The 25,738-nt window shown below is 49.6% G+C and carries 23 protein-coding genes and 1 tRNA gene; 16 read left to right on the top strand and 8 right to left on the bottom strand.

Features of this window, described 5'->3' with window-relative positions; genetic code table 11:
- Nucleotides 1-159: 159 nt before the first annotated feature.
- The 3 genes from FFM79_RS01285 to FFM79_RS01275 all read right to left on the bottom strand — a co-directional run bounded on the left by FFM79_RS01285 (nt 160) and on the right by FFM79_RS01275 (nt 3,425).
- The gene (locus FFM79_RS01285) at nt 160-1,566 is read right to left on the bottom strand and encodes a C69 family dipeptidase (RefSeq protein ID WP_137641654.1); all 1,407 of its coding nucleotides are present in this window, start codon (nt 1,564-1,566) and stop codon (nt 160-162) included.
- Nucleotides 1,567-1,598: 32 nt separating this feature from the next.
- Complete coding sequence (locus FFM79_RS01280) at nt 1,599-2,954, bottom strand: RNA polymerase sigma factor sigma-70 region 4 domain-containing protein (RefSeq protein WP_225424343.1); 1,356 nt, start codon at nt 2,952-2,954, stop codon at nt 1,599-1,601.
- A 210-nt stretch (nt 2,955-3,164) separates the two neighbouring features.
- Nucleotides 3,165-3,425 (bottom strand): hypothetical protein, encoded by a 261-nt coding sequence (locus FFM79_RS01275; protein WP_225424342.1) that lies wholly within the window; start codon nt 3,423-3,425, stop codon nt 3,165-3,167.
- A gap of 216 nt (nt 3,426-3,641) precedes the next feature.
- On the opposite strand from FFM79_RS01275, the gene FFM79_RS01270 reads away from it, so the two are divergent.
- Both FFM79_RS01270 and recQ read left to right on the top strand, forming a co-directional pair.
- Entirely contained in the window at nt 3,642-3,839 is a 198-nt protein-coding gene (locus FFM79_RS01270) for a helix-turn-helix domain-containing protein (protein ID WP_170177341.1), read from the top strand.
- 171 nt (nt 3,840-4,010) lie between these two features.
- Nucleotides 4,011-5,825: a DNA helicase RecQ gene (gene recQ / locus FFM79_RS01265; RefSeq protein ID WP_137641652.1), complete on the top strand. Its 1,815-nt coding sequence runs from the start codon at nt 4,011-4,013 to the stop codon at nt 5,823-5,825.
- Here the strand turns inward: recQ and FFM79_RS01260 are convergent.
- Nucleotides 5,805-6,941 (bottom strand): serine hydrolase domain-containing protein, encoded by a 1,137-nt coding sequence (locus FFM79_RS01260; protein ID WP_137641651.1) that lies wholly within the window; start codon nt 6,939-6,941, stop codon nt 5,805-5,807. The genes recQ and FFM79_RS01260 overlap by 21 nt on opposite strands.
- 99 nt (nt 6,942-7,040) lie before the next feature.
- On the opposite strand from FFM79_RS01260, the gene FFM79_RS01255 reads away from it, so the two are divergent.
- Nucleotides 7,041-7,922, top strand: a complete 882-nt coding sequence (locus FFM79_RS01255; RefSeq protein ID WP_137641650.1) for an RluA family pseudouridine synthase — start codon at nt 7,041-7,043, stop codon at nt 7,920-7,922.
- A 439-nt stretch (nt 7,923-8,361) separates the two neighbouring features.
- On the opposite strand, the gene FFM79_RS01250 is transcribed toward FFM79_RS01255, so the two are convergent.
- Nucleotides 8,362-8,688, bottom strand: a complete 327-nt coding sequence (locus FFM79_RS01250) for an ArsR/SmtB family transcription factor (RefSeq protein WP_137641649.1) — start codon at nt 8,686-8,688, stop codon at nt 8,362-8,364.
- 386 nt (nt 8,689-9,074) lie between these two features.
- On the opposite strand from FFM79_RS01250, the gene FFM79_RS01245 reads away from it, so the two are divergent.
- The 12 genes from FFM79_RS01245 (at nt 9,075) to FFM79_RS01190 (ending at nt 19,352) form a co-directional block, all read left to right on the top strand.
- Complete coding sequence (locus FFM79_RS01245; RefSeq protein ID WP_137641648.1) at nt 9,075-9,839, top strand: flavodoxin family protein; 765 nt, start codon at nt 9,075-9,077, stop codon at nt 9,837-9,839.
- A 26-nt stretch (nt 9,840-9,865) separates the two neighbouring features.
- A tRNA-Arg gene (locus FFM79_RS01240) sits at nt 9,866-9,937 on the top strand.
- Between the two features lie 283 nt (nt 9,938-10,220).
- On the top strand, nt 10,221-11,240 hold the full coding sequence (locus FFM79_RS01235) for a hypothetical protein (protein WP_137641647.1): 1,020 nt from the start codon (nt 10,221-10,223) through the stop codon (nt 11,238-11,240).
- 7 nt (nt 11,241-11,247) lie between these two features.
- Nucleotides 11,248-12,354, top strand: a complete 1,107-nt coding sequence (locus tag FFM79_RS01230; protein ID WP_137641646.1) for a YibE/F family protein — start codon at nt 11,248-11,250, stop codon at nt 12,352-12,354.
- A complete protein-coding gene (locus FFM79_RS01225; protein WP_137641645.1) occupies nt 12,351-13,115 on the top strand; it encodes a YibE/F family protein in 765 nt (254 codons plus the stop codon). Before FFM79_RS01230 ends, FFM79_RS01225 begins: the two co-directional genes overlap by 4 nt.
- Before the next feature lie 55 nt (nt 13,116-13,170).
- The gene (locus FFM79_RS01220) at nt 13,171-13,734 is read left to right on the top strand and encodes a GNAT family N-acetyltransferase (protein WP_137641644.1); all 564 of its coding nucleotides are present in this window, start codon (nt 13,171-13,173) and stop codon (nt 13,732-13,734) included.
- A gap of 234 nt (nt 13,735-13,968) precedes the next feature.
- A complete protein-coding gene (locus FFM79_RS01215; protein WP_137641643.1) occupies nt 13,969-14,640 on the top strand; it encodes a response regulator transcription factor in 672 nt (223 codons plus the stop codon).
- Nucleotides 14,637-15,722 (top strand): HAMP domain-containing sensor histidine kinase, encoded by a 1,086-nt coding sequence (locus FFM79_RS01210; protein WP_137641642.1) that lies wholly within the window; start codon nt 14,637-14,639, stop codon nt 15,720-15,722. The genes FFM79_RS01215 and FFM79_RS01210 overlap by 4 nt, the downstream gene beginning before the upstream one ends.
- 194 nt (nt 15,723-15,916) lie before the next feature.
- Complete coding sequence (locus FFM79_RS01205) at nt 15,917-16,753, top strand: DegV family protein (RefSeq protein WP_137641641.1); 837 nt, start codon at nt 15,917-15,919, stop codon at nt 16,751-16,753.
- Nucleotides 16,754-16,773: 20 nt separating this feature from the next.
- The gene (gene trhA / locus FFM79_RS01200) at nt 16,774-17,493 is read left to right on the top strand and encodes a PAQR family membrane homeostasis protein TrhA (protein ID WP_137641640.1); all 720 of its coding nucleotides are present in this window, start codon (nt 16,774-16,776) and stop codon (nt 17,491-17,493) included.
- 486 nt (nt 17,494-17,979) lie between these two features.
- On the top strand, nt 17,980-18,651 hold the full coding sequence (locus tag FFM79_RS01195) for a histidine phosphatase family protein (protein WP_137641639.1): 672 nt from the start codon (nt 17,980-17,982) through the stop codon (nt 18,649-18,651).
- 20 nt (nt 18,652-18,671) lie between these two features.
- The gene (locus FFM79_RS01190) at nt 18,672-19,352 is read left to right on the top strand and encodes a histidine phosphatase family protein (RefSeq protein WP_137641638.1); all 681 of its coding nucleotides are present in this window, start codon (nt 18,672-18,674) and stop codon (nt 19,350-19,352) included.
- A 149-nt stretch (nt 19,353-19,501) separates the two neighbouring features.
- Here FFM79_RS01190 and FFM79_RS01185 read toward each other — a convergent pair whose 3' ends face one another.
- From FFM79_RS01185 to asnB, 3 genes are all read right to left on the bottom strand, one after another.
- Nucleotides 19,502-20,983, bottom strand: coding sequence for a UDP-N-acetylmuramoyl-L-alanyl-D-glutamate--2,6-diaminopimelate ligase (locus FFM79_RS01185; protein WP_137641637.1), 1,482 nt, complete (start codon nt 20,981-20,983; stop codon nt 19,502-19,504).
- A gap of 224 nt (nt 20,984-21,207) precedes the next feature.
- Nucleotides 21,208-22,422 carry an aspartate kinase gene (gene dapG / locus FFM79_RS01180; RefSeq protein ID WP_137641636.1) on the bottom strand — a complete coding sequence of 405 codons (1,215 nt, stop codon included), beginning with the start codon at nt 22,420-22,422 and terminating at the stop codon, nt 21,208-21,210.
- Between the two features lie 5 nt (nt 22,423-22,427).
- Entirely contained in the window at nt 22,428-24,326 is a 1,899-nt protein-coding gene (asnB, locus tag FFM79_RS01175; RefSeq protein WP_137641635.1) for an asparagine synthase (glutamine-hydrolyzing), read from the bottom strand.
- Between the two features lie 475 nt (nt 24,327-24,801).
- On the opposite strand from asnB, the gene apf reads away from it, so the two are divergent.
- Nucleotides 24,802-25,533: an aggregation-promoting factor gene (apf, locus tag FFM79_RS01170; RefSeq protein ID WP_137641634.1), complete on the top strand. Its 732-nt coding sequence runs from the start codon at nt 24,802-24,804 to the stop codon at nt 25,531-25,533.
- Nucleotides 25,534-25,738: the final 205 nt, after the last annotated feature.

Here is a 25,738-nt window from a genome sequence, read left to right as displayed (position 1 = left end):
CAGGCTGACTAGTCGTACTCCTCTTTCCTCCGTTTTTATCTTGTGCCATTATATTAACACTATTTTTAGGTTTGTAAACCATTTTATGAAAAATAAATTAGTCATTCCTCATAATTTTTTCATTGAATGGACGCGTAACCGCAAGCGGGCTAAGGGGGCTTAGTCGTTTAAGTTGTACCGCAATTTCATTTTTTCGGAGCCGGCGATGACCATGTCACCGAGGAGCTTCGTTTGCCGTTGCATGGCTTCGTCAGCTAGTTGTTGGTTAGCGGCTTCGAGGTAGGCGCTAACGTCAGTATGGTTGGCGAGGTCGGCATCCGTATCGTTTTCAATCTTACGGTAAGCACTCATGGCTTCGAGTTCGTAACTATTGCGCATGTCTACGTAGAAGTCGTAGTCGGTGTCTCCCAGTAGGGCGGTCGTGCAGCTTAACCAGTACATGTGGTTTAAGTTGAACGTGCCGTCGGCGTCCTTGTAACTAGCCGGTGTATCGTTAACGTTGGCGTAGAACGGGACCACCGTGTTAAAGGTGTTCGCGCCAAAGGCTAACCAGTGAATCCCGGCAATTTCAGCGGGGACGTTGTTACGAATTTGTAAGATATGAACGTCGTGGTTGCGGTTGATCCCGATTGGCCGGAACAATTTCTTGTCCGCTTCGGAACCACTACCGTAAACGTCGTATTTCGTATTTTCAAAGTGCGAGCTCAATACGAACTTAACGTCTTCAATTGAGATCTTGCGGTTCGCGTGGCAAATGAATGGTAAATCCTGTTCCATTGGATCTTGTTCCACGTCCGGCGTAAAGTAGCGCTGACCAAACCAAGCCCGCGGGTTATTGTAGACGGTGTCCTTGATCGTGGCACTCCCAAAGATGTGCCGCAAGTTGACGCGGTCAAAGTCGGGGTTTAAATGATTGGTTTCAATTAGATCCTGTAGGTCAGCGGATGCTAACGTATCGTCGGCATCAAAATCGAAGTCGTCGATGTTCATCCGGTTAGGGGCAACGACGTACGCATCGTCGGGAATCCGCTTAGCGGCCCAGTGGTGACCGCCGATAGTTTCTAACCACCAAACTTCGTCCTGATCAGAAAAGGCGATGCCGTTCGGTTCGTAAGTACCGTATTGTTCCAAAAGTTGGCCGAGGCGGGTGACCCCTTCCTTAGCACTGTGGATGTACGGTAAGACCAGGGTTACCAAGTCCTCTTCACCAATCCCACCGGCAACCAGGGGATCAACGCCTTGAATCCGGGAGTTAGTCGTAATCGTTTCGGTTGCGGACATGGCGATGTTTTCGCTGTTAATCCCGGCGGCAGGCCAAGTCCCGTTCGTTAAGATCGAATTAGGAATTGACGTGTACCGTAACGGATTGTCAGGCAATTCAACCTGCACCTTGCTGATCACGGATTGGTAGTGGCGCGGTTGGTCTTCGGGGTTAACAACGACTAACCGTTCGGGATCGAGCGCTTCGTGACCGTCGTCGTTACGCGAAATGATGGTCGAACCGTCGATGGAGGCCTTTTTACCGACGAGGATCGTCGTGCAAGAGCCTTTGATACGTTTTTCCATAGTTAAAACACTCCTTCAAGCTTTTGATTCCATTATACGCTTTCCGGACTAGGGACAACACCGTGATTCGGGCTAACGGCCACGGCCTTTTTTAAAATGTAATTGACCCCACTAATGCTAATGCCGGTGGCGGCCGCAATTTCCCGGTAAGTTTTGCCCCGTGCGTGGAGTTTGCGAACGAGGGCGTACTTGGCATCGCGACTAGTGCGTTGGGGGGCCGGGGTGAGTGCGTGGCCCGGCGTGCGGGCCTGATGGCTAGTTAACGCCGGGGCCGATGCAAATAACGGTGCCGGTTGGACCGTCTGCTGGACCGGTTGCTTTAACTGATTATCAAGGTGGCGAAGCACCAACTCGATGGTCTGAACGTCCCAAATTGCATTGTGCTGGTGGGGATTGGAAATGTTAAACAGTGCGGCCAGTCCGTTGAGGGGGAGACCGTGGGCGCTGACCCGGTGATTACCATGGTTAATTAAAGCGTTGGTATACGCCTGAGCGTCAAAAATTTGAATTGGGGCTTGAACAATGGCCCGCTCGCTGGCCGATAACTTTGGGTAGTAAAACGCGAGTAAGCGACGTAAATATTTCAAGTCCTGGGTCTGATCCCAAAAAACGAGCGGTACGTTTAGCTGCAACACTTGCGTGATGAAGGCCTGACAAATTTTGAGCGGCAAGCCTTGGCGTTCGTAAGCGGTAATCGTTAGTCCGGTTTCAGCCAACCCGGTCAATTTCTTTTCGGGTAAAAAATTGGGGTTATCAAAGTAACGGTTGAAAAAGGTCGTCGTTTGCTGGTGGCGGTCAAAACCAATTGCGCTCAGCTGAAAGAGGCTCGTCTTAAGGCCGAGGGTCTTAAAGACCTGCCAGTTGATGGCGTTACTGGAACCACTTCGGCGAAAGAGGGTTCCAAATTCGCAGTCTAAGATCACGTACTGGTCGGGAATCTGATCCAGTTGGCCGCTTAACGGCAACATGGAGGGCACCGACTTTGTTGGTTCCGGAGCGCTAGTCGGGATATGAAAGCCAAATGAGCGTAAAAATTCGTCTGCGGAGGGCTGAATGGCGGCTTCACTGTAGCGACAAATTTTTTTGGCCGGTAATAGGAGCTCGGGCCGGTGAGCAAAGCAGACGTGGTAGCGTTGGTCGTCAAATTCGATGGCCGTAACGTTGCCCGCATCTTGATATTCATTGGCGGGGGTTAAACGCTTATCGGATCGAATTTGGTAGACCGGGTGGTTCAATAAGAAGAGACAATTGAGATTATCTGGAATCTGACGTTCTAACATCGTTAACGTAGCTGACATGGTAATGACGACTCGCCATTTTGGACGTTCAACCGCGGACCAAAGCGCTTGAACGCTTAGATGACAAGCTTTTCCTTTCTCAATAATCATGGATTGACAACCAGCCGAATGGAAACGCGCCCCGGTAAGCATCCTAGTGGGGGCGGACATTCGGTGCTGGAGCGTTAGTCGGGTTGGACAACGACAGCTGGCAATGAGCGTGGTAATGAACCAGTAATATCGTTATATCCAGTCTTGTACAATCTTGGTCAGCTTGACCCCCTTGATCTTTGGTTAGTTCCATTATAAGCAACCAGTCGCTCAGCTGGCTACTGCTTGCACCGCCGGACCCACGAAAAACTTCGTGATGACGAACTGGTGCCTGCGGTTGTAGTGGCCATACAAGGCGAGCCGGGCATCCGGATGGAGTTGTTCAAATAAAGTTAACGCGTGCTTGACACACAGGCAATGGATGGGCTGGTCAGCCGAACCAGTTAGCGGCACGACCCGCAGATATAACATGAACGGGTCATACTTGAGAATTTTAACCTGATTGGCGTATTTGACAGTTAGTGCTTGCATTTCGATCACCTCAAAATCATTATACGAACATTTGTTCGATTTGGCTAGTAAAAAGCTCACTAGACGATTAAAAAGTTAGCTGGTGGGAATGGTCAGCGCGCTTTTACTTGCTTCTACCTTACTTTAAAATGATTATCAGAACTTACCGAAAAAAACTACAAAAAAGTGGTTAAACTTGATATGATAAACAAGGCGAAAGTGAAAGGGGGCCTTGCCATGGGGCGTGGACGACGAGCAACGTATGAAGAACGATTAGAGATTGTTAAGTTTACGTTGGCCCATCAAAATAATTATCGCTTAGCGGCGAGCCAGTTTAACGTGTCGTACCCGCAAGTGTATACGTGGGTGCGCAAGTATCGTGAAAGTGGGACGGCTGGATTGGTGGATCACCGGGGCCGACCAAAGCAGGGCTAGGGAATTAACGTGGACGTGCTTCAGCTTCGGACAGCCGGGGCTGTTTTTTTTCGGCCATTTTAAGGGACGTTTGTGCAAAAAGCCGCAAGACGCATTCTTGAGCTGGGCGTTAATTATCGGTAAAATGTAGGCAATTAGCGAGCATCAGAAATCAAAAAAGGGGTTACGGAAATGGATTTAGCCGCCGCACAACAAGTTTTAAAAACGACGTTTGGGTACGATGAATTTCGACCGGGACAACGAGCCGTGATCGAACAAGTTTTGGCTGGTGAAAATACGCTGGCAATTATGCCGACCGGGGGCGGGAAGTCACTCTGTTATCAAATTCCCGCCTTACTGTTTCGCGGTTTGACGGTCGTGGTGTCTCCCCTGATCTCACTCATGAAGGATCAGGTTGACGCCCTTAACGACAACGGAATCGCCGCAACGTTCATTAATAGTGCGCTGGATCAACAGGAAATTAATCAGCGGCTCCAAGAGTTGCGCGCCGGCGACTACACGCTCTTGTACGTGGCGCCGGAGCGGCTAGATTCCGACTACTTTTTACGGGCGCTCGGGCAACTGCCCATCGAGTTATTGGCGATTGACGAAGCCCACTGTATTTCACAGTGGGGCCATGATTTTCGGCCGAGTTACTTAGCGTTGAGTACCGCCATTGAGCAGCTACCGACTCATCCGCAAGTGTTGGCACTCACCGCCACGGCGACCGAACAAGTGGCGACTGACATCCGCCAACTGCTAAACATTGCGGCCGATAACGAAGTGAACACCGGTTTTGCGCGGGACAACCTCAACTTAGCCGTTGTGAAGGATCAAGACACTGACCGCTACATTCTTGATTACCTCAAAGCGAATCAGGGGGAGGCCGGCATTATTTACGCCAGCACCCGTAAAGAGGTCATGCGGTTGACGGCGTTATTACAAAAACGGGCCATCAAGGCGGCCCCGTACCACGCCGGCTTAGATCCGGACGTTCGGCGGCAAAATCAGGAGGACTTTCTCTACGACCGCGTTGACGTGATGGTGGCGACCAACGCGTTTGGGATGGGAATCGATAAGAGTAACGTGCGCTTCGTGATTCACGCGCAGGTACCGGGAACGCTGGAAGCCTACTACCAAGAGGCCGGGCGTGCTGGCCGGGACGGCTTGTCCAGTGAAGCCATTTTAATTTTCCGGCCCGCCGATATTCAGTTGCAACACTACTTTATCGATGAATCCGAAATGGACGACGAGCACCGCCATCAGGCTTACAAAAAGTTGCAGGCCGTCACCCGCTACGCCAATACCCAGGGCTGTTTACAGCAGTTTATCCTGAAATATTTCGGCGAGGACTCCGAACCGTGCGGACGGTGTAGTAACTGTACCGACCAACGCGAGGAAAAAGATATCACAACCGCGACCCAGCAAGTATTATCGTGTGTCGTGCGGTTACATTCCCGGTTCGGCAAAGGGGTGGTGGCGCAAGTTTTGACGGGCGCCAATAATCAACGCATTCGCGACAATCATTTAAGTGAGCTTTCAACGTACGGTTTAATGGCCGGCCAGCGCCAAAAGACGGTTAGCGATCTGATCGACTTTTTGACCGCCGCCGGCTACCTTCAATCCGTGGGTGGTCAGTTTCCAACGCTGACCGTGACGGCAAGCGGGGTCGGGGTGCTTAAAGGCGAGACGCAGGTCTATCGCAAAACGGCGCAGACCGTTAAACAGGCTGCGCCGGAAAATAGTGCGTTATTTGAACAATTACGGACGTTGCGTCACCAATTAGCGGAGGAGCAACAGGTCCCACCGTTCGTTATCTTTTCGGATAAAACGTTACATTCGATGTGTGATTTGATGCCGGAGACGGATGACGACTTCTTAAAGGTTCGCGGGGTGGGGATGAGCAAGCTCGAAAAATATGGTGAAACCTTTATGGCGACCATTCGAGCGGCCGCCCGCGAAGCGGAAGCGACTGAATCGACGGCCTCAACTGGAAGCGTTCAGTAAACCATACAGGTCGTTGGTCACTTGGCCGAGTGAACGCAGGTTGTTTTGAATGTTAGCCATCAAAACGATGTAGGTCTGACCACTTCGGCTGATACTGTTAGTGACGTTCCAACCCGAAATGATGCCGTGATTGCTGTAACTGCCCGGGTTGACGTAAAAGCCCATGCCGTAAGTGGAAGCACTGCCAGCCGTTAGCATTGTTTTGAGTGCGCTAGCTGAAAGCAATTGACCAGTCATTAACGCGTGGTCAAAGCGGTAGAGGTCGGTTGCAGGCATCGTTAGATCACCGACACCGAATAGTTGGGATAAGTCTCCGGGATTAGTGGCGACTGGTTGGCCGTCCTTGATCTGGTAACCCACCGAACGTTCCGGAAGCGCCTTAAAGTCGGCGGCGACGCCCACGTGGCGCATCTTGGCCGGCTTGAAAATGTGCTGTTGCAAGTAGGTCATCAGCGGTTGCCCGCTCAGTTGTTCGACTAGGCAGGCTAAGACGGTGTAGTTACTGTCGTGATACTGCCAGCGACCGGGCATACGTCGAATACCGCGGTGCTGAATATCCGTTAACAATTCGGCCGGCGTCATCGGCTGACTAGTTTCTACATGTCCGCGAATGCCCGACGTGTGGGTCAACAAGTGCCGCAATGTAATTCGCTGACCATTCGGAAAGGCGGGTAAGTAGGTCGCGACCGGGGCGTCCACCCGCAACTTGCCCGCGTCTTGAAGCTGTAAAATGGCGGTGGCGATGAGCGCTTTTTGCGCCGATCCCACGTAATAGGCGGTCGTTGGTGTATTCGGCAGGTGCTGCTGCCGGTCGCGTTCCTGGTACCCTTTGCGAAGCACCACTTGGCCGTCACGAACAATCAGCACGCTACCCGAAAAGTGCTTGGCCGTTAAATACTGGTCAATTTTCGGCTGGCGAACGATCGTCGTCAATGGTGGTGCCTGCGGTGGTGCTGGCTTGTGTGGCCGCTCGTCAGCGATGACGGTCATCGGTTGCGACTTGGGCGCCTTGGGCTGCGCGGGTTGCCACAGCCACCAGCCCCCGGCACCGAGTAGGACCCCGGTAACGGCGATAAGCCGGAATTTAGAACGACTAAAATGGCGCGGATGATGCATGTAAATCCCCCCAAAGATAACATGTGATACGTTTACTATACCGATTCGCAGTGGCCAAAAAAAGGTCAATTTAGATTTGATTAAGAGAGGAACCTTGGGATGCAATTTAGTTGGCAACACCACGGACAGCCGTGCTCAATGAAGCGCTTTTTAACCGACCACGGCATCAGTATGCGCCTGATCAAGGCCGTTAAGCACGGTGAGGGGCACTTCATCGTTAATGAAAAAGAACGCACAGGCGCAATCACCATTAATACGGGGGACGTTGCCGGTATCTGGTTACCCGACGAAGCCGGTGACCCCGACGTTGCGGTGAGCCAGCAACCGCTAGCGGTCGTGTTTGAGGATGCCAATTGGCTCGTTGTTGATAAGCCGGCCGGGTTGACGAGTGTGCCGGGACCAAGCAACGCGACCGATACGCTCGTCAACCGGGTTAAGGGCTACCTGGTTGCGCAGCGAGCGACGAATCTGAAGCCCCACTTGCTGACCCGGTTGGACCGGGATACGAGTGGGTTAGTACTGGTCGCAAAAAATCGGGTCGCGCAGGGCATGCTGGCGGACGGTCACGGTATTGAAAAGACCTATTGGGCTTGGATCGAAGGGACGCTCACGCCGACGCGCGGGACCATCGATCAGCCAATTGGACGGGTGGCCGACCAACCACGCCGGGTCGTGACGCCGAATGGCCAACGGGCGGTGACCCGCTACCGGGTGTTAGCAACGGAGCACGGTGTCAGCCGTGTCGAATTACAGCTTGTAACCGGTCGGACGCACCAGATTCGAGTACACCTAGCGGCAATGGGGCACCCGCTGATTGGCGATGCCCTGTACGGCGGTAACGAGCGGCGGTTAGGACGGCAGGCGTTACACGCGGTCGCGTTAACCTTCACGGACCCGTTGACGGGCAAGCGGCATAGCTGTCAGGCGGCGGTGCCGGCGGATATTGCGCGGGCCCGGCTGGCGGGATGGCCTGTGGAATAGTTAGACTCAACTTAGTCAGCCGCGTTCCAATCAATGTCAGCCCATTCTTCGGACAATGATTGTTTTAGTTTAGGACCGGCGTATGGATTCTCAATACGTGGCACTAAGGTAAATGAGTTGTCGTCAGTAGATGGGATGAGTAGCCAGCAGTGGGTGTAACCATGGCTCAACTGCGAAATTATTCTTAGCTGGAAGTGGGTTGCTTCCGGCTTAGAATAAGACTCGAATTTGAGATTGCTCAGTGGTTTTCTGAGTGAGCTCAAATCGATGTCCGCAGTGTTCCAGCCAACCGGGTACACCCGCTGCTGGCGGCATATCAACACCAATTGGTATAGAACCTAAAATAGTACGCTAAAAACAGCGGCCCACCAATTAAAGGTGCGCCGCTGTTTATTGTTCACGTCAGTAATGGTTCGACCTGCTTAACGAGAACGTTCGGTTACTTGCCACCAGCAGCCTGGGTATCGGCTGCGAGCGTGTTAAATGTTGAGAGCAATTGCTGTAACGGGGTCGTCAACGTGAGATAATAAATGTGTTCAACCCCGTTACTCCGCATGTCGATCACCCCGGCTTCACGCATTAAGCGTAAGTGGTGTGAAACGGCTGGTCGCGAAATGTTGACCATCGCGGTAATATCGGTCACGTTTAAACCGTCATCACTGTTCCCCAACGCAATGATGATTTGCCGACGAATCTTTTCGGCAAAAATGTTGATTAGCGTTGCACTTTCAGCGAGCGCAACTTCAGATTTCTGATAATTAGCCATAACCAACGGTTCCTTTCAGAGTCAGATTAGTGTTCAACACGGTGTTTCCCCATTTGCATTACGCAAACACGGTGCGAAACACGGAATGGTGACAACTACGCGTTCGGCGTTCGTGACGATTGATCACGATTTATAACACCACGCCGGTGCGTAACAGGTCCAAACGTGGTGAGAATTTAGAGTCTGTAAGTTGTCGAACGGACTGTGCGGTACGACGGGTTGTTTTCCGGTACTTATGTTTTATTAAAGCAAGTCGCCAAATGAATGTCAATCATTTTTGTTTAAAGACCGTATCATTAGTGACTTTAATGGTTTATGTTCGTTTTGTATCCGTATCGAAAAGTGATTGTGATAAACTAGTGCTAAGGAATGGAAGTGAACTAACGTTGAAAGTAATTGGACTATTAGGTGCGCATAATCCGGCCGGTGTCACGGCCAAATTATTGGAAGCGGTTTTAGCGGGGGCCGCCCGGCACGCCGAAACCGAATTGGTCGACCTCAACCAGTACGACTTAAAACCGGATATTGGTAACCAACCGAACCCGGACCTTGATAAACTGGATGCTAAGCTGCTAGCGGCCGATGTCTGGGTACTGGCAGCCCCGACTTACATTGGGGGCGTTTCCGGGGTGATGAAACAGTTTTGCGATTGTTTTCGGAACCGAATTGCTAGGTTTAACGCCGTCGGTGAAGCCGTGCCGGACCGGTTTAAAAATAAGCACTACGTCACCATTAGCGACTGTTATGCCGGGGGCGTTGAAAATTATTTGACCGGGGTCACGGATGCGACTTTTAAGACCCTTGATAAGTTTCTGACCATGGGTGGCTTAATCAAGTTACGGGAAGTGGTCCTCACGAAAACGTGGGGGCTCAAGGCGTTGCCCGCCGCAAAGCAAGCTGAATGTGAGCGAGTCGGTGAACGGGCCGCGCAACGACGAGTAAAGGATGACAGTACAATGAAACGATATCTTCAATTATTTGGAATGATTGCCGTCATGGCGTTGGTAACTATGGGCATTGAGGCCCTAATTGGGCGCTGGCTACCACTGACGAATTTTTGGGCGTACTACGCGGTGTTCGTCGTGGTCTTTTACGTGTTATTAGCCGCAATTCTACATTTTTTCACGGTCGTCAAGCATCGGCGGCGCTAAAAAGTGCTAAGATAAAGTTAGTTGCGGCGTCCTTAGTGTAACGGATAGCACGCGAGATTTCGGTCCTTGCGATCCCGGTTCGATTCCGGGGGGACGCATGGCACCACTAGAAGGGGTTGTGGCATTAGTCACAGCCTCTTCTTTATCTCCAAATATTAATAGCCGAAACGTGCGCCAAAAGCCAGCTAACCGGCTTTTGGCACACTCTCTTTTTTAGTTTGCTTGGATAACGGGTAAATTTAATTAAATCGTAAGAGTCCTGATAGACCAGCTGTTGACGCCAGTTCCGGTTTGCCAGGTTTGGTATAATAAAACCAATTAAACGCAAGCCGGCGTGGCGCGGTAAATTTTCAGCCCGCGCCGGCAGTTGGAGGGAAATGAATGCAAGTCGTCGGAGAATTTATTGCGACCGTGGGCTGGCTAGGGCTCGCGTTGATTGCGAGTGAAATAGGCGCGACCTTAATTTATGAGTTGGGCCAGTGGGTCGGCTTTCGCTTAACGGGAGCGCGGGTCGTGCGCTGGGTCGGGTTCCGCTATCAGCTTAGTCGGGTGGCCGGCCATTGGCGCTTTCAACGACCACTAGCGGCGTTTCCGCACTTAGTGGCGGACCCGCCGGACGACGCCACGCGGTTTAATCACGCGGCGTACTGCTTTGGGGGCGGCCTGTTCAGTTTACTGACCGTCATTTTAAGCTTGGTCACGCTCATTCAGTTTAAGTTGGCGGTGGACCTGTGGTTCTTTATTTTGATTATTTGGATTTGGGTCAATACGTTAAAAGTCGTGCAGTTACTGCCGATGAACTGGCGGGGGCGCCCAACGGCCGCAAAGGAATTCATGGCGGGGCGGGCGTCGCAAGCGGCGGTCACGGCCGCCTACGTTACGGCGAAGGCTCACGCGTTAAAAATTCAGACGGGGAGCGTCGCGACGTTAGATGCGCGTCTGATTGTCATGCCGCGGGATGGCGGCAATCGAAATTATTTAGTGGTGCGTCAAGCCGCCTTGATTTTGGAATGGGGGTTGCAGCACGGACTCGCCATGCCAGAACTGTTAACCGGGCTAGCGCGCTTGGAACCGAGCTTTAATACCATCCCGACGGCGGATTTAGCGCGTTACTTAAACGCGACGCTGTACTGGAACCTGGCGACCGACCACGCGACGGCGCGCATTATTAGCTGGTATCACGATGCCGGAGTGCAGCGGGTGCTCCGACGGTACCAACCATTACAGCAATTTCGCCTAACCGCGGTCTTTGAGTGGCGCGTGAACCACCAGCAAGCGGCGGCGCTTAGCCAAATTACGGCCGGGTTAAAACACGCGCAGCGGGTTCATGATTTGGACGAAGTTGCGGTTTTAAAAGCGTTACAAACGCGGATTGAAAGTTCTAGTGAGCGAAAGAGATGATGAACCGATGAAGCAATTTGGAAAACGGTGGGGCTTGCTAGCAATCATCCTGGTTGCGGTGGTGGGCCTGATGGGGGTCGTTTTGACCCGTAAGGACGCGGGCCTATACCACCAACCAGTTGGGCAGGTGACCCACGTGGCGACCCTCAATCGAACCAAAACGACCGATGAATTTAACAATACGGACGTTAGCGTGACGCAGCGGGTCACGGTGCGTCTCCTAAATCAGCAGTCGGCTAACACGGTACGAGTTAAGCATACCTTTGACGCTTCGGGCGCAATGGATCAAGCTTATCGGGTCGGTGATCAGGTCTTTCTGCACCTGCCCAGTGGGCAACATAGCGCCGCCACGATTACCGGCTTAAAGCGCGATACCGCCTTAGCGGCCGTGGTGTGGTTAGCCTTGACGTTGTTGTTACTGATCATGCGCTTCCACGGTCTGCTAGCATTACTAAGCGTTGCCCTGAATGGCGTGTTGTTCTACGCGGCGATTCAAATCGACCTCGCCACGAATGGGGGCCACGTTTACAGCCTGTTTGGCGTTTTAGCCGTGGTCTTTGCGGCGTTGACCCTTGGACTGGTATTAGGGTTTAACCGCCAGATGCTGGTGACCTTTGGCGCGACGCTGGTTGGGACCGGCCTGGCCGTCATCATCAGTCTAACGGTCTTTGCGCTGACCCACGAGCGCGGGGTGACCTACGAATCGATGCAGTACGTGACCCAGGTGCCGCGGCCGTTGTTCTTAGTGGAAACGGTGCTCGGTTCCCTGGGGGCGGTGATGGACGAGTCAACCGACATCGTGGCGTCACTATTTCAGTTGAAGACCGAACGACCGGACATTGCCCCGCAACAGGTCTTTAAGTCCGGCTTGCAAATCGGCCATTCGATTATGGGACCGTTAATCAACGTCTTATTCCTGATTTTTATGGCCGACACCTTTGCCATGACCCTGTTATATTTACGGAACGGCAATAATTGGGGCTATACCTTTACGATGAACATGTCGCTCGGGATGGTCCAAAGTTTGATTTCAGGAATTGGCATCGTGCTGGCGATTCCGGTCGCGAGTTGGCTTGCGAGCCGCCTGATGCCAAGGGAGGTGCGGTCCGTATGAGTACGATTACGGTTTTAGGACTAATTTTACTAATTCTAATGACGATCATTGGTGGGAAAACGGGTGCAACCGCGTTCCTCAGTCTGATATTTAACTTTGGCTTACTTTTCTTAGCGGTCATTCTGATCTCGTGGGGCTTCCCGGCCGTCGGTGTTTCACTCGTCATTGGGACGATCATCCTGGCCTTTACGATTTTCTTCGGTGAAGACGACGCGCTGGCGGCCAAGACGGCCTACATCGCGGCTTTGATCGTAATGGTCATCTTGATTTTAATCATTTTTCCGGTTGAAAATTGGATCATGGCCCAGGGCTTCAGCTTGGAAGATAGCGAGGACCTTGAAGGTATGTCGCTAGCCATTGGCGTGTCCTTCGTAGGGGTCGCGGTAACCGAAGCGATTTTGAGCACCCTCGGGGCGATTGCCGAAGCCAGCATTGCGATTGCCGCCGGACTCAGCGAAATCATTGCGCAACAGCCGCAAGTCAGCGCTAAGCGGTTGTACGTTGATGGCATTAGCATCGGTAAGCAAATTATCGGGACGACCTTCAACACGTTATTCTTCGGTTTTTTCGGCGGCTTTTTGGCCTTATTCATCTGGTTTGCCGGGTTACACTATTCACTCGGGAGCGTTTTGAACAATAAGATTTTCGTCGCGGAGGTCACGATGGTGCTCTTTTCATTAATCGGCGTCATTTTAACGGTGCCAATCACGACCTGGGTGATGACCTTGCAGCACCGCCACCAAGCTAAGCTGAAAGATTGACGCTCCGGGCTAGACCTGGTAAGGTTAAGAAAACAAGCAGAAGGAGTGCTCACGCATGAAGATTCGAAAGGCGCAACCGCAAGACAGCGCTGAAATTGCCTCGTTGGTGGCTATTATTTATGATGATATGGAAATGCCCGTCCTGAAAAATGTCAGCGACCACGATTTACACGATATGTTAACGAAGCTGTACCGCTTGCCCACGAACTTAAACGGGCTCGCGCAAACGTTCGTGGCGACGGTCCACGACAAGGTGGTGGGCGTGGCGTTCGGTCACCCGGCCAAAAACGAAGTGGCGGTTAATAACGTTCTTCGCAGTGAGACGGAAAAGCACCCCGGGTTCGATGAACCGTTGGAACTGGGCGGGGAAGCGCAACCGGGCGAGTGGTATTTAAGCATGCTGGCGGTTGATCCGCAGATGCAGGGCCACGGGATCGGTAGCCAGTTGCTAGAAGCGCTCCCCAAGTTAGTTAGTGGTCTTGGTGCACAGCGTTTAAGTTTGAACGTTGATGATGGTAATCCGCGGGCGGCGAAACTCTATGAACGGGAAGGCTTCCATCAGGCCGGCCGCTTAACGATCGGGGTGCATCCGTACGCCCACATGGTTAAGGCCCTTTAAATTAGCATTAAGAAGACGATGATCCTGAGTGATCAGCGCCTTTTTTATTTGGCTTACAATTTTAGTGTGCAGTGTTGACAGTGTTAGTACCAACCATTATGGTGAATATTGAAAGCGTAGTCTGAATACCAATTCGGATACTTAAATTTAATATTCCGGTGTTCTGTTGTTGAATAGATTGAATACGAAAAGTGTCCTCAGGTGGTTCGATGCGGAGTGAGGTTGGAGGAACTTATGGAAAATATTTTACTGGTTGAAGATGATGCAGAGTTTAATCGTATTATGTGCACCTACTTACACCGAAATGGGTACCATGTTCAGGGCTATCAAAATCCGGTAGAGGCCTTTGATAACTTTGATACTAATAATTATGACTTAATAATTTCGGATATTATGATGCCGCAAATCAATGGCTTTGATTTTGCAAGGGATGTTCGCGAGAAAAATAGTAAGATTCCGATCCTTTTTATAACGGCATTATCAGATTTTACGTCAAAACAACGGGGATTCCTCGAAGGAATTGATGATTATATGGTTAAGCCAATTGATATGGACGAAATGGTTCTTAGAGTTGGTGCGCTACTAAGAAGAAACCGGATTGAGCGTAAAAATCGGTTAACTATTGGTAGCTTAGTCCTCGTCCGTGATGAAATGGCTGTTTATCAGGAAGGGCAAGCTGTGCCAATTGCTCCGAGAGAATTTATGGTTCTCTTTAAGCTATTATCTCACCCCAAAAAAGTTTTTACGCGTAGCGAGTTGATGGGGGACTTTACTGGATTGACGACTGATAACAGCTTGAGAACTGCCGATGTCTACATTACAAAATTACGTAAGGTATTTGCCAGTGTAAACAGCTTTAAAATTATAACAGTTCATGGGTTTGGGTATAAGGCGGTCATTCAATGAATTTAAAACGAATACGACGTTTATTTAGACATTCTAATGATAAGCGCGTCACTGCCCCCATGATTTCGTGGCCGCTTATTCTAATCATTCTTGGTGTTATGGCAGTCTTGATTGCTGTGCAAGCGATTATTGTTGATGCTTTTGAGAACCAAATTGGCTTAATGGTTATTGCATTAATGATTTACTTAGTTTTTGTTTGTTTAGTTTTGACCGGGATTATTTGGTTGCTATGGCGCTACACAACGGGTAATCGGCTTCGTAAGATTGCTAGTTCGGCACGAAAGGTTGCATCTGGTGACCTCGGTGTACAAATACCAGTTAATGAACGGAAGAAGAAGTTAAACGAAATTGATGTCCTGGTCAACGATTTTAATATGATGGTGAGTGATCTAAATAGTAATGAGATGCTCAAAAGTGATTTTATTTCCAACGCTTCTCATGAAATTAAAACGCCTTTATCTGTGATTAGGAGCTATACCAAAGCTTTAAAAGACAATGTTTGTCCTGAAAACGAAAGAGAAAATTATCTAGATACCATTATCGGGGCGACCGAGCGTCTGAATAAAATCGTGACGGATATTTTAAGGCTTAGTAAATTAGAAAACCAGCAAATACCATTACGAAAGCAAAAGTATCAATTAAGTGAACAGCTTCGTAAATGTTCACTAGCATTTTTGGGTGAATGGCAAGCAAAGAACATTAATTTTGATATTGACGTTGATGAGATGAGTATTAATAGTGATGCTGCACTAATGGAAATTGTTTGGAACAATCTAATTTCAAATGCCATTAAATATGCTAATTATGGTGGAAACATCAAAATCACCTCTAAAGTTACTAATCAGACGGCGTCGATTAGTGTTTATAATTCTGGCGAAGGAATGGACCGCACAACTTGTCGGCGCGTATTTGAAAAGTTTTATCAGGGCGATACCTCACACGCTTCAAAAGGTAACGGTTTGGGATTAGCATTGGTGAAGAAGATTATGGATTTGGTAGGTGGAAAAATTTCAGTTACTAGTATACCGGGAATGGGGGCAACGTTTACGGTGATGCTAACAGTGACGGCTAGTGAAAATTGAGAAGGTATTTGTAATTAAGGGTTTAGTAATCGTGACCAGATTACTGAACCTTTTTTAAATTTAACATCTTATTAACAAAATGCCTTAAATTCATAAATATGCGTTGGTTATAGTAGTTCCAGTAATCTTAGTGAGCCATCGTTACGACGGTGAATGATTAGAAAGCTTGCTAATTGTAATTGGGAGGAACAAAAATGAAATGGACAATCATAACTGACTCAAGTTGCGATTTATTCGAGACAAAGCATCAAAGTGCTGATATTCAATTTGCTAGTGTCCCGTTTACATTGCAAATTGGTAAGCGAGTTTTTCGGGATGATGATCAGTTAAATCAGTCAGCGCTATTAAAATTAATCAATGCAGGTACTTGGGGTAAAACTTCATGCCCGACACCGGAGGACTGGTTAACTCAGTTCAGGAAACCTGGGAATATCATTGCGATGACGATTTCATCACATCTTTCAGGGAGCATGAATAGTGCCATGGTTGCTAAACGGATGATGCTAGAAGAAGAACCAGATAAGAAGATTGCAATTATTGACTCAAAATCTGCTGGACCTGAGCTGGCGCTTGGCGTTGAGCAAATGGAGATTTGGATTCAACGCAGACTTTCCTTTGATGACATTGTCGCTAAGACCGAGCAGTTTATTCGAGAAGCCCACACTTTATTCATGTTAAAGTCTTTTAACCATCTGATTGAAAACGGTAGACTCGGTAAAATTAAGGTACTCCTTGCTCACACGTTTAAAGTATTAGGAATTGGTTATAGGAATCGTGATGGTGAAATTAAAATAAAGGATAAGACCCGAGGCGCTAAAAGAGCGATAATTCGGTTAATCCAACTAATGAAAACGGATGGATTCAATGGTGGTAAAGTTTGCATTAGTCACTGTGAGAATTCAAAATTCGTACAGTTACTGAAACAAAGTATTTTAAAGCATTGGCAAAATACTGAAATTCTTGTTTTACCAACTCGGGGACTGTGTAGCTACTATGCTGAACAAGGTGGCGTTATTGTCAGTTATCACTAGTGCTTGAGGAGGGGGAAATTATGGATGATTTTTTAAATAAGTACGTGTTGCCATATACTGATAAGTACATTGGCCGGGCCAAAGAAAATAAATATGGCTTACCGCTGTATACGACTGCTGAAGAAAAACTTAATACCATTTCGCATGCACTTGGTGTTTTAATCGGGATTGGTGCGATAGTTGCAACTTTAACGTTGCCATATTCAGAATTTGGTAAGGTCAGTGGCTTGATTTTTGGAATATCGCTGATTCTTTTATATGCTATTTCTGCAACTTATCATGGCATTCCGATGCTTTTTGTGAAGTGGAAAAAAAGATTTAGAATCATGGATCATTGTTCGATTTTTATTCTGATTGCCGGGACTGGGACCCCGCTTATTTTGAGATTGATTGCCAAAACGGCGGATCCACTTGAATGGATTTTCTATTTTTTGATTTGGGTGTTAGCGGTCGGTGGTGTTGCACTGCTTTGCATTAATATGAAAAAGTATAAAGCGGTGACAACTGTTATGTACGTTATTATGGGAAGCATGCTAGCTATCCGTTCCAGTGACCTGGTGCATTTTATCGGGTCTACGGGAATTAGTCTTTTATTGATTGGCGGCGTGTTTTACGCAATTGGGCTGTTATTTTATGGCTTAGGTACCAGAAAAAAGTGGATGCATGCGGTTTTCCATATTTTGTGTCTGGTAGGAAGTGTTATTCACTGTGTCTGCATATTCGGGTTTGTATTGGTTTGAGTGCCTAGCTCGTAAATGCTTGGGTACGATTGATTGGACCTTAAGAAAAACGGTATTTTGAATAAAATAGGTAAACTATCTTCGAATGCTTAGGAATATTAATCCGGGGAGTGGTTGCCAAATAAAGTGCAATATTAGAATCATCCTTCGATGACCCTAGTATTGTGCTTTGTTATAGTGCGAAAAAGCCATAAGCTTTACTTGTTCAGGTCGGAAATGCGCTGGCTTAAAAAGCATCCTTTCGGTATACTGTTCATAAGTTAGCGGTTACAAAAAGCGGCGCTAGCGTGTTTAGGATAGCGCTACCCGAACGTGTTAGCGTGAACCGCGATGGCGGGTAATAAAAATAGGCCAAGAATTGTGAGTTAGGATTGGTTGAACGAAACGATTGAGATATTTAGCCCGCCGCTGATGGCAGTCATTCATAAAACTAGTAAAACGGGTACAATTAGGATAATCATTCAATGAGAAAGGAACGGATTATTAATGCAACTTTATTTTATTCGGCATGGACGCACCCAGTTTAATTTGGAGCACCGCCTGCAGGGCGGTAGTGCCGATTCGCCACTTTTAGAAGATGGAATCGCGGGTGCTAAAGCCGCGGGATGCTACCTCAAAATGACCCACTTTGCCAACGTTTATAGTAGTCCGCAGGGACGGGCCCTTGATACGGCCAAATACGTGGCCGCTGAAAATCATTGGCAGCCAACGGTTCAGACCGAAGCCGGCCTGGCTGAATTTGACTTTGGTGCGTGGGATGGACGGCCGGAAGCTGGCTTAGAGCCGCGTGCCGTTGTGGATAACTTGTTCTGGCACCCAGCGGAGTATGATCCGCAGTTAGCGGGTGGTGGGGAAAACTATCCCGACTTTGTGAAGCGGGTGACGACGACCGTGAAACGGTTGGTTGCGCGTAACGGTGTTGCTAATCCGCAACCACTATTACTCGTTTCGCACGGGTTAGTGACGACGATGGCGGTTAAGACCTTGTTAGGTGTCCCGCTGGAAAAACTGCGGTCACCAATGATCGTTGATGGTCAGGAGTTACCAACGGTGGGGCACGGAATTGTTGGTAATAACAGCTTGACGGTCATTGAAACGACCGATAACCAGCACTTTAAATTGAAAGTTTGGAACCAAACGGATTATTTACCAGAATAAGTTGAATTGGGGGAGTAAGCATGCAAATTTACTTTGTGCGACACGGACAGACGCAGTATAACTTAGAACAACGGTTTCAGGGTGGGCGCGTTGATTCGCCGCTGCTGACGAGCGGGATTCGCGGTGCGCAGCAGGCCGGCGCTTACCTGGCCGACGTTCATTTTGCCCGCGTTTATAGTAGCCCGCAAAAGCGGGCGTTGGATACGGCGGCTTACATCACGGCTGCCAATCGCTGGCACCCGCAGATTAAGCTGGCGCCGAATTTACGTGAGATGGACTTTGGTGACTGGGACGGCCAGTTGGAAAAGGACGTGCAACCGCAAGCCCAATTAGAGATTGTGGTCCACCACCCGGATCAGTACCGGCCCGAATTAGCTGGTGGCGGGGAAAGCTATCCCCAGTTTGTAGCGCGAATCACGCAGGCGGTGCACGCGGCGGTCGCCGAAGTGGGGGTCGATAGTACCCGACCGTTGTTGATCGTCTCGCACGGCTTGGTGACGACGATGAGTATTAAGGCGCTGCTGGGCGTGTCGATTGCGGATATTCGGAAGCCGCTCGTGATCAATGGTCAGGAGTTGCCGACCGTGGGTTACGGGATTGTGGATAATGACAGCTTGACGGTGGTCGAGACGCTTGATAATCGCCACTTTGAGATCAAGACGTGGAATGAGACCGGATATTTAAAGCCAGCAAAAAGCTAAGCGCTAATAGTTTGAAGTAATTGAAAAGCCACGCAACGATTTGTAACTTGTTGCGTGGCTTTTATGGTGGTTGGCGCTATAAAAGTGGTTCGATGAGAGATGATGTTGAGCTACTAAAAAAGTCGCTGGCGGCAATTACAGAAAAAACTTTAGTTAACCGTTGGCTTTAAAGCGAGCGCCTTAGCAGCTTCTTCGCTATCATCGAAGTGGTGTTTCGTGCGACCAATGATTTGATAATCTTCGTGCCCCTTACCGGCGATTAATACTACGTCGCCCGGTTGGGCAGCTTCAATGGCCTTAGCGATAGCTACGTGGCGGTCTTCGTACACCGGTACGTTAGCATCGGGGACGCCGGCAACCATGTCTTGCAAAATGGTTGTAGGGTCTTCAGTCCGTGGATTGTCGGAGGTGAAGATTGGCTTTGAGCTGTGTTCAACGGCAATTTTTGCCATCTTCGGCCGTTTGGTCTTATCACGGTCGCCACCGCAACCGACAACGCAGTAAACGTCTTTTTTAGCAAAGTCTTGAATGGTTTCAAGCGCGTTCAACAAGCCGTCCGGTGTGTGGGAATAGTCCACGATGACGCTAACCCCGGTGTGGGATGGAACCGCTTGGAAGCGGCCCTTAACGCCGGGCACTTTTTCGAGTGAGGCGATAATTTGATCTTCCGGAATGCCACTGGCGTACGCCGCCGCGAAGGCCGCCAACATGTTGTACACGTTAAACTGGCCGATTAACTTCATGGTCACGTGGGTCACGTGGCCGAAGACGGATAGGTCAAATTCGGTGCCGTGGCTCTTAATTTGGACGTTTTGGGCGTTGATCATCGCATCCGGTTTCAAGCCAAACGTTAAGACGTGCGCGGCAGTGTACTGTTCAAATTCGCGACCAACCGGATCGTCAGTATTTAAGACGGCCACTTTGCGGGTCCCGTTGGCGTCGTACTTGTTACCCAGTTGGGCGAACAGCATCGCCTTGGCTTCGGCGTACTTCGCCATCGTTTTGTGGAAATCGAGGTGGTCCTGCGTTAGGTTGGTAAAGACCGCGATGTCGTAGTCAATTCCCCAGACGCGTCCTAGGACCAAAGCGATTGAGGAAACTTCCATGGCGACGGTTTCCACGCCGGCCGTCCGCATTTCAGCGAGCGTCCGCTGCGTGGTAATGGCGTCCGGGGTCGTGTTAGCGGTTGGTAGTTTTTCATCCTTGATTTTACGGTACATGGTCCCAATTAGCCCGGTAGCCTGGTGTTGGTCGCGGTAGATCTGTTCGATCAGGTGGGTAACGGTGGTCTTGCCGTTCGTCCCGGTCACACCGATCATCCGCATGTGCTGACTAGGGGCCCCGTAAAAGACGTCGGCTAAAATCGCCATGGCGCGTTCCGTATTTTGCACATAAATGACGGGAACTGGCACGTCGATTGGTTTCTGGGCCACAATGATTTTGGCACCAGCGGCAACGGCCTGATCAACCAACGTGTGACCGTCAACGTGGTAGCCGTCAACGCACACAAACATCGCGCCGGGCTTGATTTCGCGGGTGTCCTGCGTTAATAACGTTACTTCAAAATCAGTGGTCAGGGCGGGGGCGACCCGCTTAAATTGAAGACTATTGATTAATTGACTTGCTTTCATTAATATACGCTCTTTTCTGATATAAAATCCGTGATGAACTGTTTCTAGGATACATGCAAACCGGCGAGTTGTCGAGGTGCGACACTAGCCAATCTGCGGGTCGTTAGTTGAGTGGGCAAACCGGCTCGCTGCTGGAAGCACAGCGTGACGATTGGTGAAGCGATATAAAAACGGAGCGGCCTTCATTGTGAGGGCCGCTCCGTTAGGCGTTACCAGCAACCAGCCTAGTTAGCAGTGGGGGTGACACCCAGAAATTCATCATGAAGGGCGTTCATGGCCGGCTTGAGGTCGGCTTCCTTAACGAGCACCCAGATGGTGGTGTAACTATCGGTTGACTGTAAAATATCAATGTGTTGTTTACTTAAAGCGGTAACAATTCGGGCAGTCACACCGGGGGTCCCGGTAATCCCGGCCCCGACAACTGAAACCTTCGCGCAGTGGCTGATAGCTTGGCAGTTCACGCCGGCTGCGGTTAAAAGCCCCTTAGCAACGGTTGCGTCACCATCGACCAAGTTGAAAACGACCTGATTTTGGGTGATGTTGATAAAATCAACACTTAAACCGTGCTCCGCCATTAACTGGAAGATCTCACTGGAACTGAGCTTAGTGGTGGGAACCGTAAATTGCGTCAAATCCGTTTGGTGCGCGATCCCAGTAACGGTCCGGTAATGCTCAATGTGGGTCGTTGACCGGTCAGTGACCAGCGTTCCGAGTTCGTCGGGTGCCTGATAGGTCGACCGAATCCGCATGGGCACGTGGGCCTGTTCGGCAATTTCGACCGCCCGGGGATGAATCACCTTAGCCCCTTCGTGGGCCATGTTAGCAAGTTCTTCGTAACTAATCGTTTTGATAAAGTGTGCATGGGTAACCAGCCGCGGGTCCGCGGTCATCATCCCGTTTACATCGGTAAAGATATCGACCCGCTTGGCCTTCAACGCAGCCCCTAAAATTGCGGCGGACGTGTCCGAACCACCGCGGCCAATCGTCGTGATGTGGCCGGACGTGGTCGCGCCCTGAAAACCGGTGACAACTACGACGTCCGCATCTTCGAACGCGGTTTGGATCGGCTTCGGATCAACGCGCAAAATTTTAGCGTTTTGATAGTCGTCATCGGTGACGATTCCGGCATCGTGGCCGGTCATTGCCGTGACGTTCAACCCTTGTTCACGCGCCAATTCCGTAAAGACTGCGGTTGAAATGGTTTCACCCACGGAGACGAGCATGTCGAGTTCCCGGTTCGTCAGCCGCGAACGGTCCGCGCCGACTAAGCCGAGTAACGAGTCGGTCGCGTAGGGCGCGCCCTTACGGCCAATCGCCGAAACGACGACGATGACTTTATCGCCCTGATCGACCGCGTACTGAACGTGTTGCAGGGCCTGCTTACGGGCGGCGGTGTCCTTCACGGACGTGCCGCCAAATTTTTGGACGATTATTTCCATGCGATTTATTCCTCAACTTTTTCTGCGTGCTGGTTGGCTTCCGGGCTATCCATCAAGTGGTCGGCTTCAACGTAGATCCGGTGCCACATCATGAAGGTCAGGACGGTCCAAAGCTTGCGGGAATTGTCCCGAACGCCGGCCTTATGGTCATCAAGTAACTTCAAGAAGTAGTCCTTGTTGAAGTATTCGTCAGTTTGCGAATCGTTGATGATCTGTTTAGCCCAATCGTACATTTCGTCCTTTAACCAGAAACGAATTGGAACTGGGAAACCGAGCTTCTTGCGGTGCAGAACGTGCGCTGGCACGATGTCTTCGACCGCTTTGCGCAGAATGTACTTGGTGGTACCGTGACTAATCCGGAGGTGCGCCGGAATTTGTGCCGCTAAGTTATAGACTTCGCGGTCAACAAACGGGGTCCGGAGTTCGAGGCTGTGGGCCATCGTGGTCCGGTCGGCATTGTGAAGCAAGTCCCCGTTTAACCAAGTGTGCATGTCGATGAACTGCATCCGGCTGATGGGATCGTAATCGACCGATTCATCGTAGAACGGCTGCGTAATCGACTGGAACGGGTGGTTCTGATTGTAGTCCTTAATGAACTGCCGTTTTTCGTCTTCACCAAAGATAAAGGCGTTCCCAACGTAGCGGTTTTCAAGCGGCGTGGTCCCGCGCATTAAGAAGGACCGCCCACGCATTCCTTCGGGCATCATCAGCGCGATTCGTTTAAGGGCGCCGTTGATGGGCTTCGTGTAGCGGAACGGTTTCAATGATTCGGGTTCGTGGTAAATCGTGTAACCACCGAACAATTCGTCGGCGCCTTCACCGGTTAACGCCACTTTAACGTGCTTAATGGCTTCCTTAGCCAAGAAGTACTGCGGCACGGCCGCCGGGTCAGCCAACGGATCGTCCATACTCCAAACGAAGTGCGGAAAGGCCTTCATGAAGGCTTCCGGCGTAATCGTCATACTGAAGTTTTCCACACCCAACTTTTCGGCGGTTTCTTGGGCCACGTCGAGTTCACTGTAACCTTCACGTTCAAAACCGACCGAAATCGTTTGAAGGTTCGGGTTAAAGTTACGCGCAATCGCAACCACAATTGAGGAATCGATCCCACCAGATAGGAAGGAACCGACGGGAACGTCGGAACGCATGTGAATCTTAACCGAATCAATCAACGCATCCTTGATTTTTTGGGCGTATTCTTCTTCAGGGCGTTCCACGGGATGGAATTCGCGGTGATAGTAGCGCGTAATCCGGGGAGCGCTGCCTAATTTTTTAGTCAGTGAACAACCTGGCGCTAACATTTTGATTTCCTTAGTTAGCGTTTCGGGTTCGGGAACGAATTGGAACGTCATGTAATCTTGCAGGGCGTTTTTGTCGAACGTTTTGTCCTTTAAGATCTTGTAAATTGCTTTGCTTTCAGAAGCATAGTAGAAGTCATTATCTGCAATGGCATAGTAGAACGGTTTGATCCCAAATTGATCGCGAGCGGCGAAGAGGGTCTTTTCCTGCTTATCCCAAATAACGAAGGCAAACATGCCGCGTAAATACTTCGTTGCGTTTTCCTTATACTTGGCGTACATGCCAAGGATTACTTCGGAGTCGGAGCTGGTTTTAAATTCGTAGCCTTCTTGCTTCAATTGTTCACGCAATTCAACGTAGTTATAAATTTCTCCATTAAAAGTCATCCAATAACGTTCGTTATCGTATGACAGGGGTTGATGACCACCAGCTAAGTCGATAATGCTTAGTCGACGGAAGCCCATGGTAATGTTGTCATCGGCAAAGTAACCTTCATCGTCAGGACCACGATGGACGATCATCTTTGTCATGTCGTGGATGGTCTGATCGTAGGTCGCGTTTTCCGCTTTTGACCGATCAGTTAAGCAACCAACAAAACCGCACATGTCTGTTCATCTCTCAATCTTTATATTATAAGTTCAGCTGGGTCTCAGTACTCGCTGTTAATTTACCCGATTCATTAATAGAAGTAAAGCAAACCGGGCAATTGTAACGGTTTCTTACCTAATTAGTTCGAAAGAAATTACAAAAGCAACGACTAAAGACACTTTCATTATTATACTTGCTTTGATTAGTAAGATAAAGCAATCTACGTACGGCAAACCGCTTACATTACCGAAATAATCAGTTAATGGGCGTTATGTTCATCCATATAAACGATATAAGTCCCGGATTTATGTTACAAAATATTACGAAAAGCCGCTTTTATTACAAAATAGGGGGCAAATCGTAATCTCGGTGCTATTGTGCTGTCACATTCAGCCTGTATACTAGCTTTTGTTGTTAAGTACTGCAACCGGTTGGATTGCGGTGCTGCTTATTACTAACTATTCAAAAAATCACAGGAGTGAAGAATTTTTTATGAAGATCAAGAGTTTATTATTATCAACTGCCGCTGCAGCTAGTCTGTTTGTTTTAGGCACTACGGCTGCAAACGCCGACACCGTCACGGTTCAGGCGGGCGACACGGTAAGTGCCCTTGCTGAAACTCATAACACGACGATTTCTGCCATCGAATCAGCTAACTCATTAAAAAACGTTAACTTAATTTTTGTTGGCCAACAGTTAGAAATTAACGGTACCGCTGCTCAAGCGCCGGTTCAATCACAAGCGCCTGCTAGTCAAGCACCAGCAAGTCAGGCTCAATCACAAGCACCTGCTAGCCAAGCACAATCGCAAGCGCCAGCAAGTCAAGCTGTTCAAAGTGCTGCGGTTCAGTCGCAAGCACCAGCAAGCCAAGCACAATCACAAGCACCAGTTCAATCGCAAGCTGCTAGCCAAGCACCAGCAAGCCAAGCGCAATCTCAAGCACCAGTTCAATCACAAGCACCTGCTAGCCAAGCTGCTGCCCCAACGGTAACGTCAGGAACTTCTGACAGTGCCGCTAAGGCTTGGATTGCCAACAAGGAATCCGGTGGTTCATACACGGCCCGCAATGGTCAATACGTTGGGAAGTACCAATTAAGTGCTTCTTACTTGAACGGGGACCACTCCGCTGCTAACCAGGAACGCGTTGCTGAAAACTACGTGTCAAGTCGTTATGGTTCATGGACGGCTGCTAAGAACTTCTGGATGAGCAACGGCTGGTACTAAAATTAAACTTAAACTGCACAAGCACGTGCAAAAGGACGTCTCCATGGGGGGACGTCCTTTTTTCGGTATTAATTGGGTTCTGTACTAATTGGTGCTGGCTAGTCTTGCCTTAACATGAGGCTTTGCGGCTAACTTTAGCGTCCAATTGGTAAAGCTGGTGCTGTGGAACGTTTGCTAAATGGAGTGCAAGTCCAACTGGTGTTTT

Source organism: Lactiplantibacillus modestisalitolerans, from assembly GCF_005405425.1.
Taxonomy (GTDB): domain Bacteria; phylum Bacillota; class Bacilli; order Lactobacillales; family Lactobacillaceae; genus Lactiplantibacillus; species Lactiplantibacillus modestisalitolerans.
This window is presented reverse-complemented; position numbering and strand designations above follow the sequence as displayed.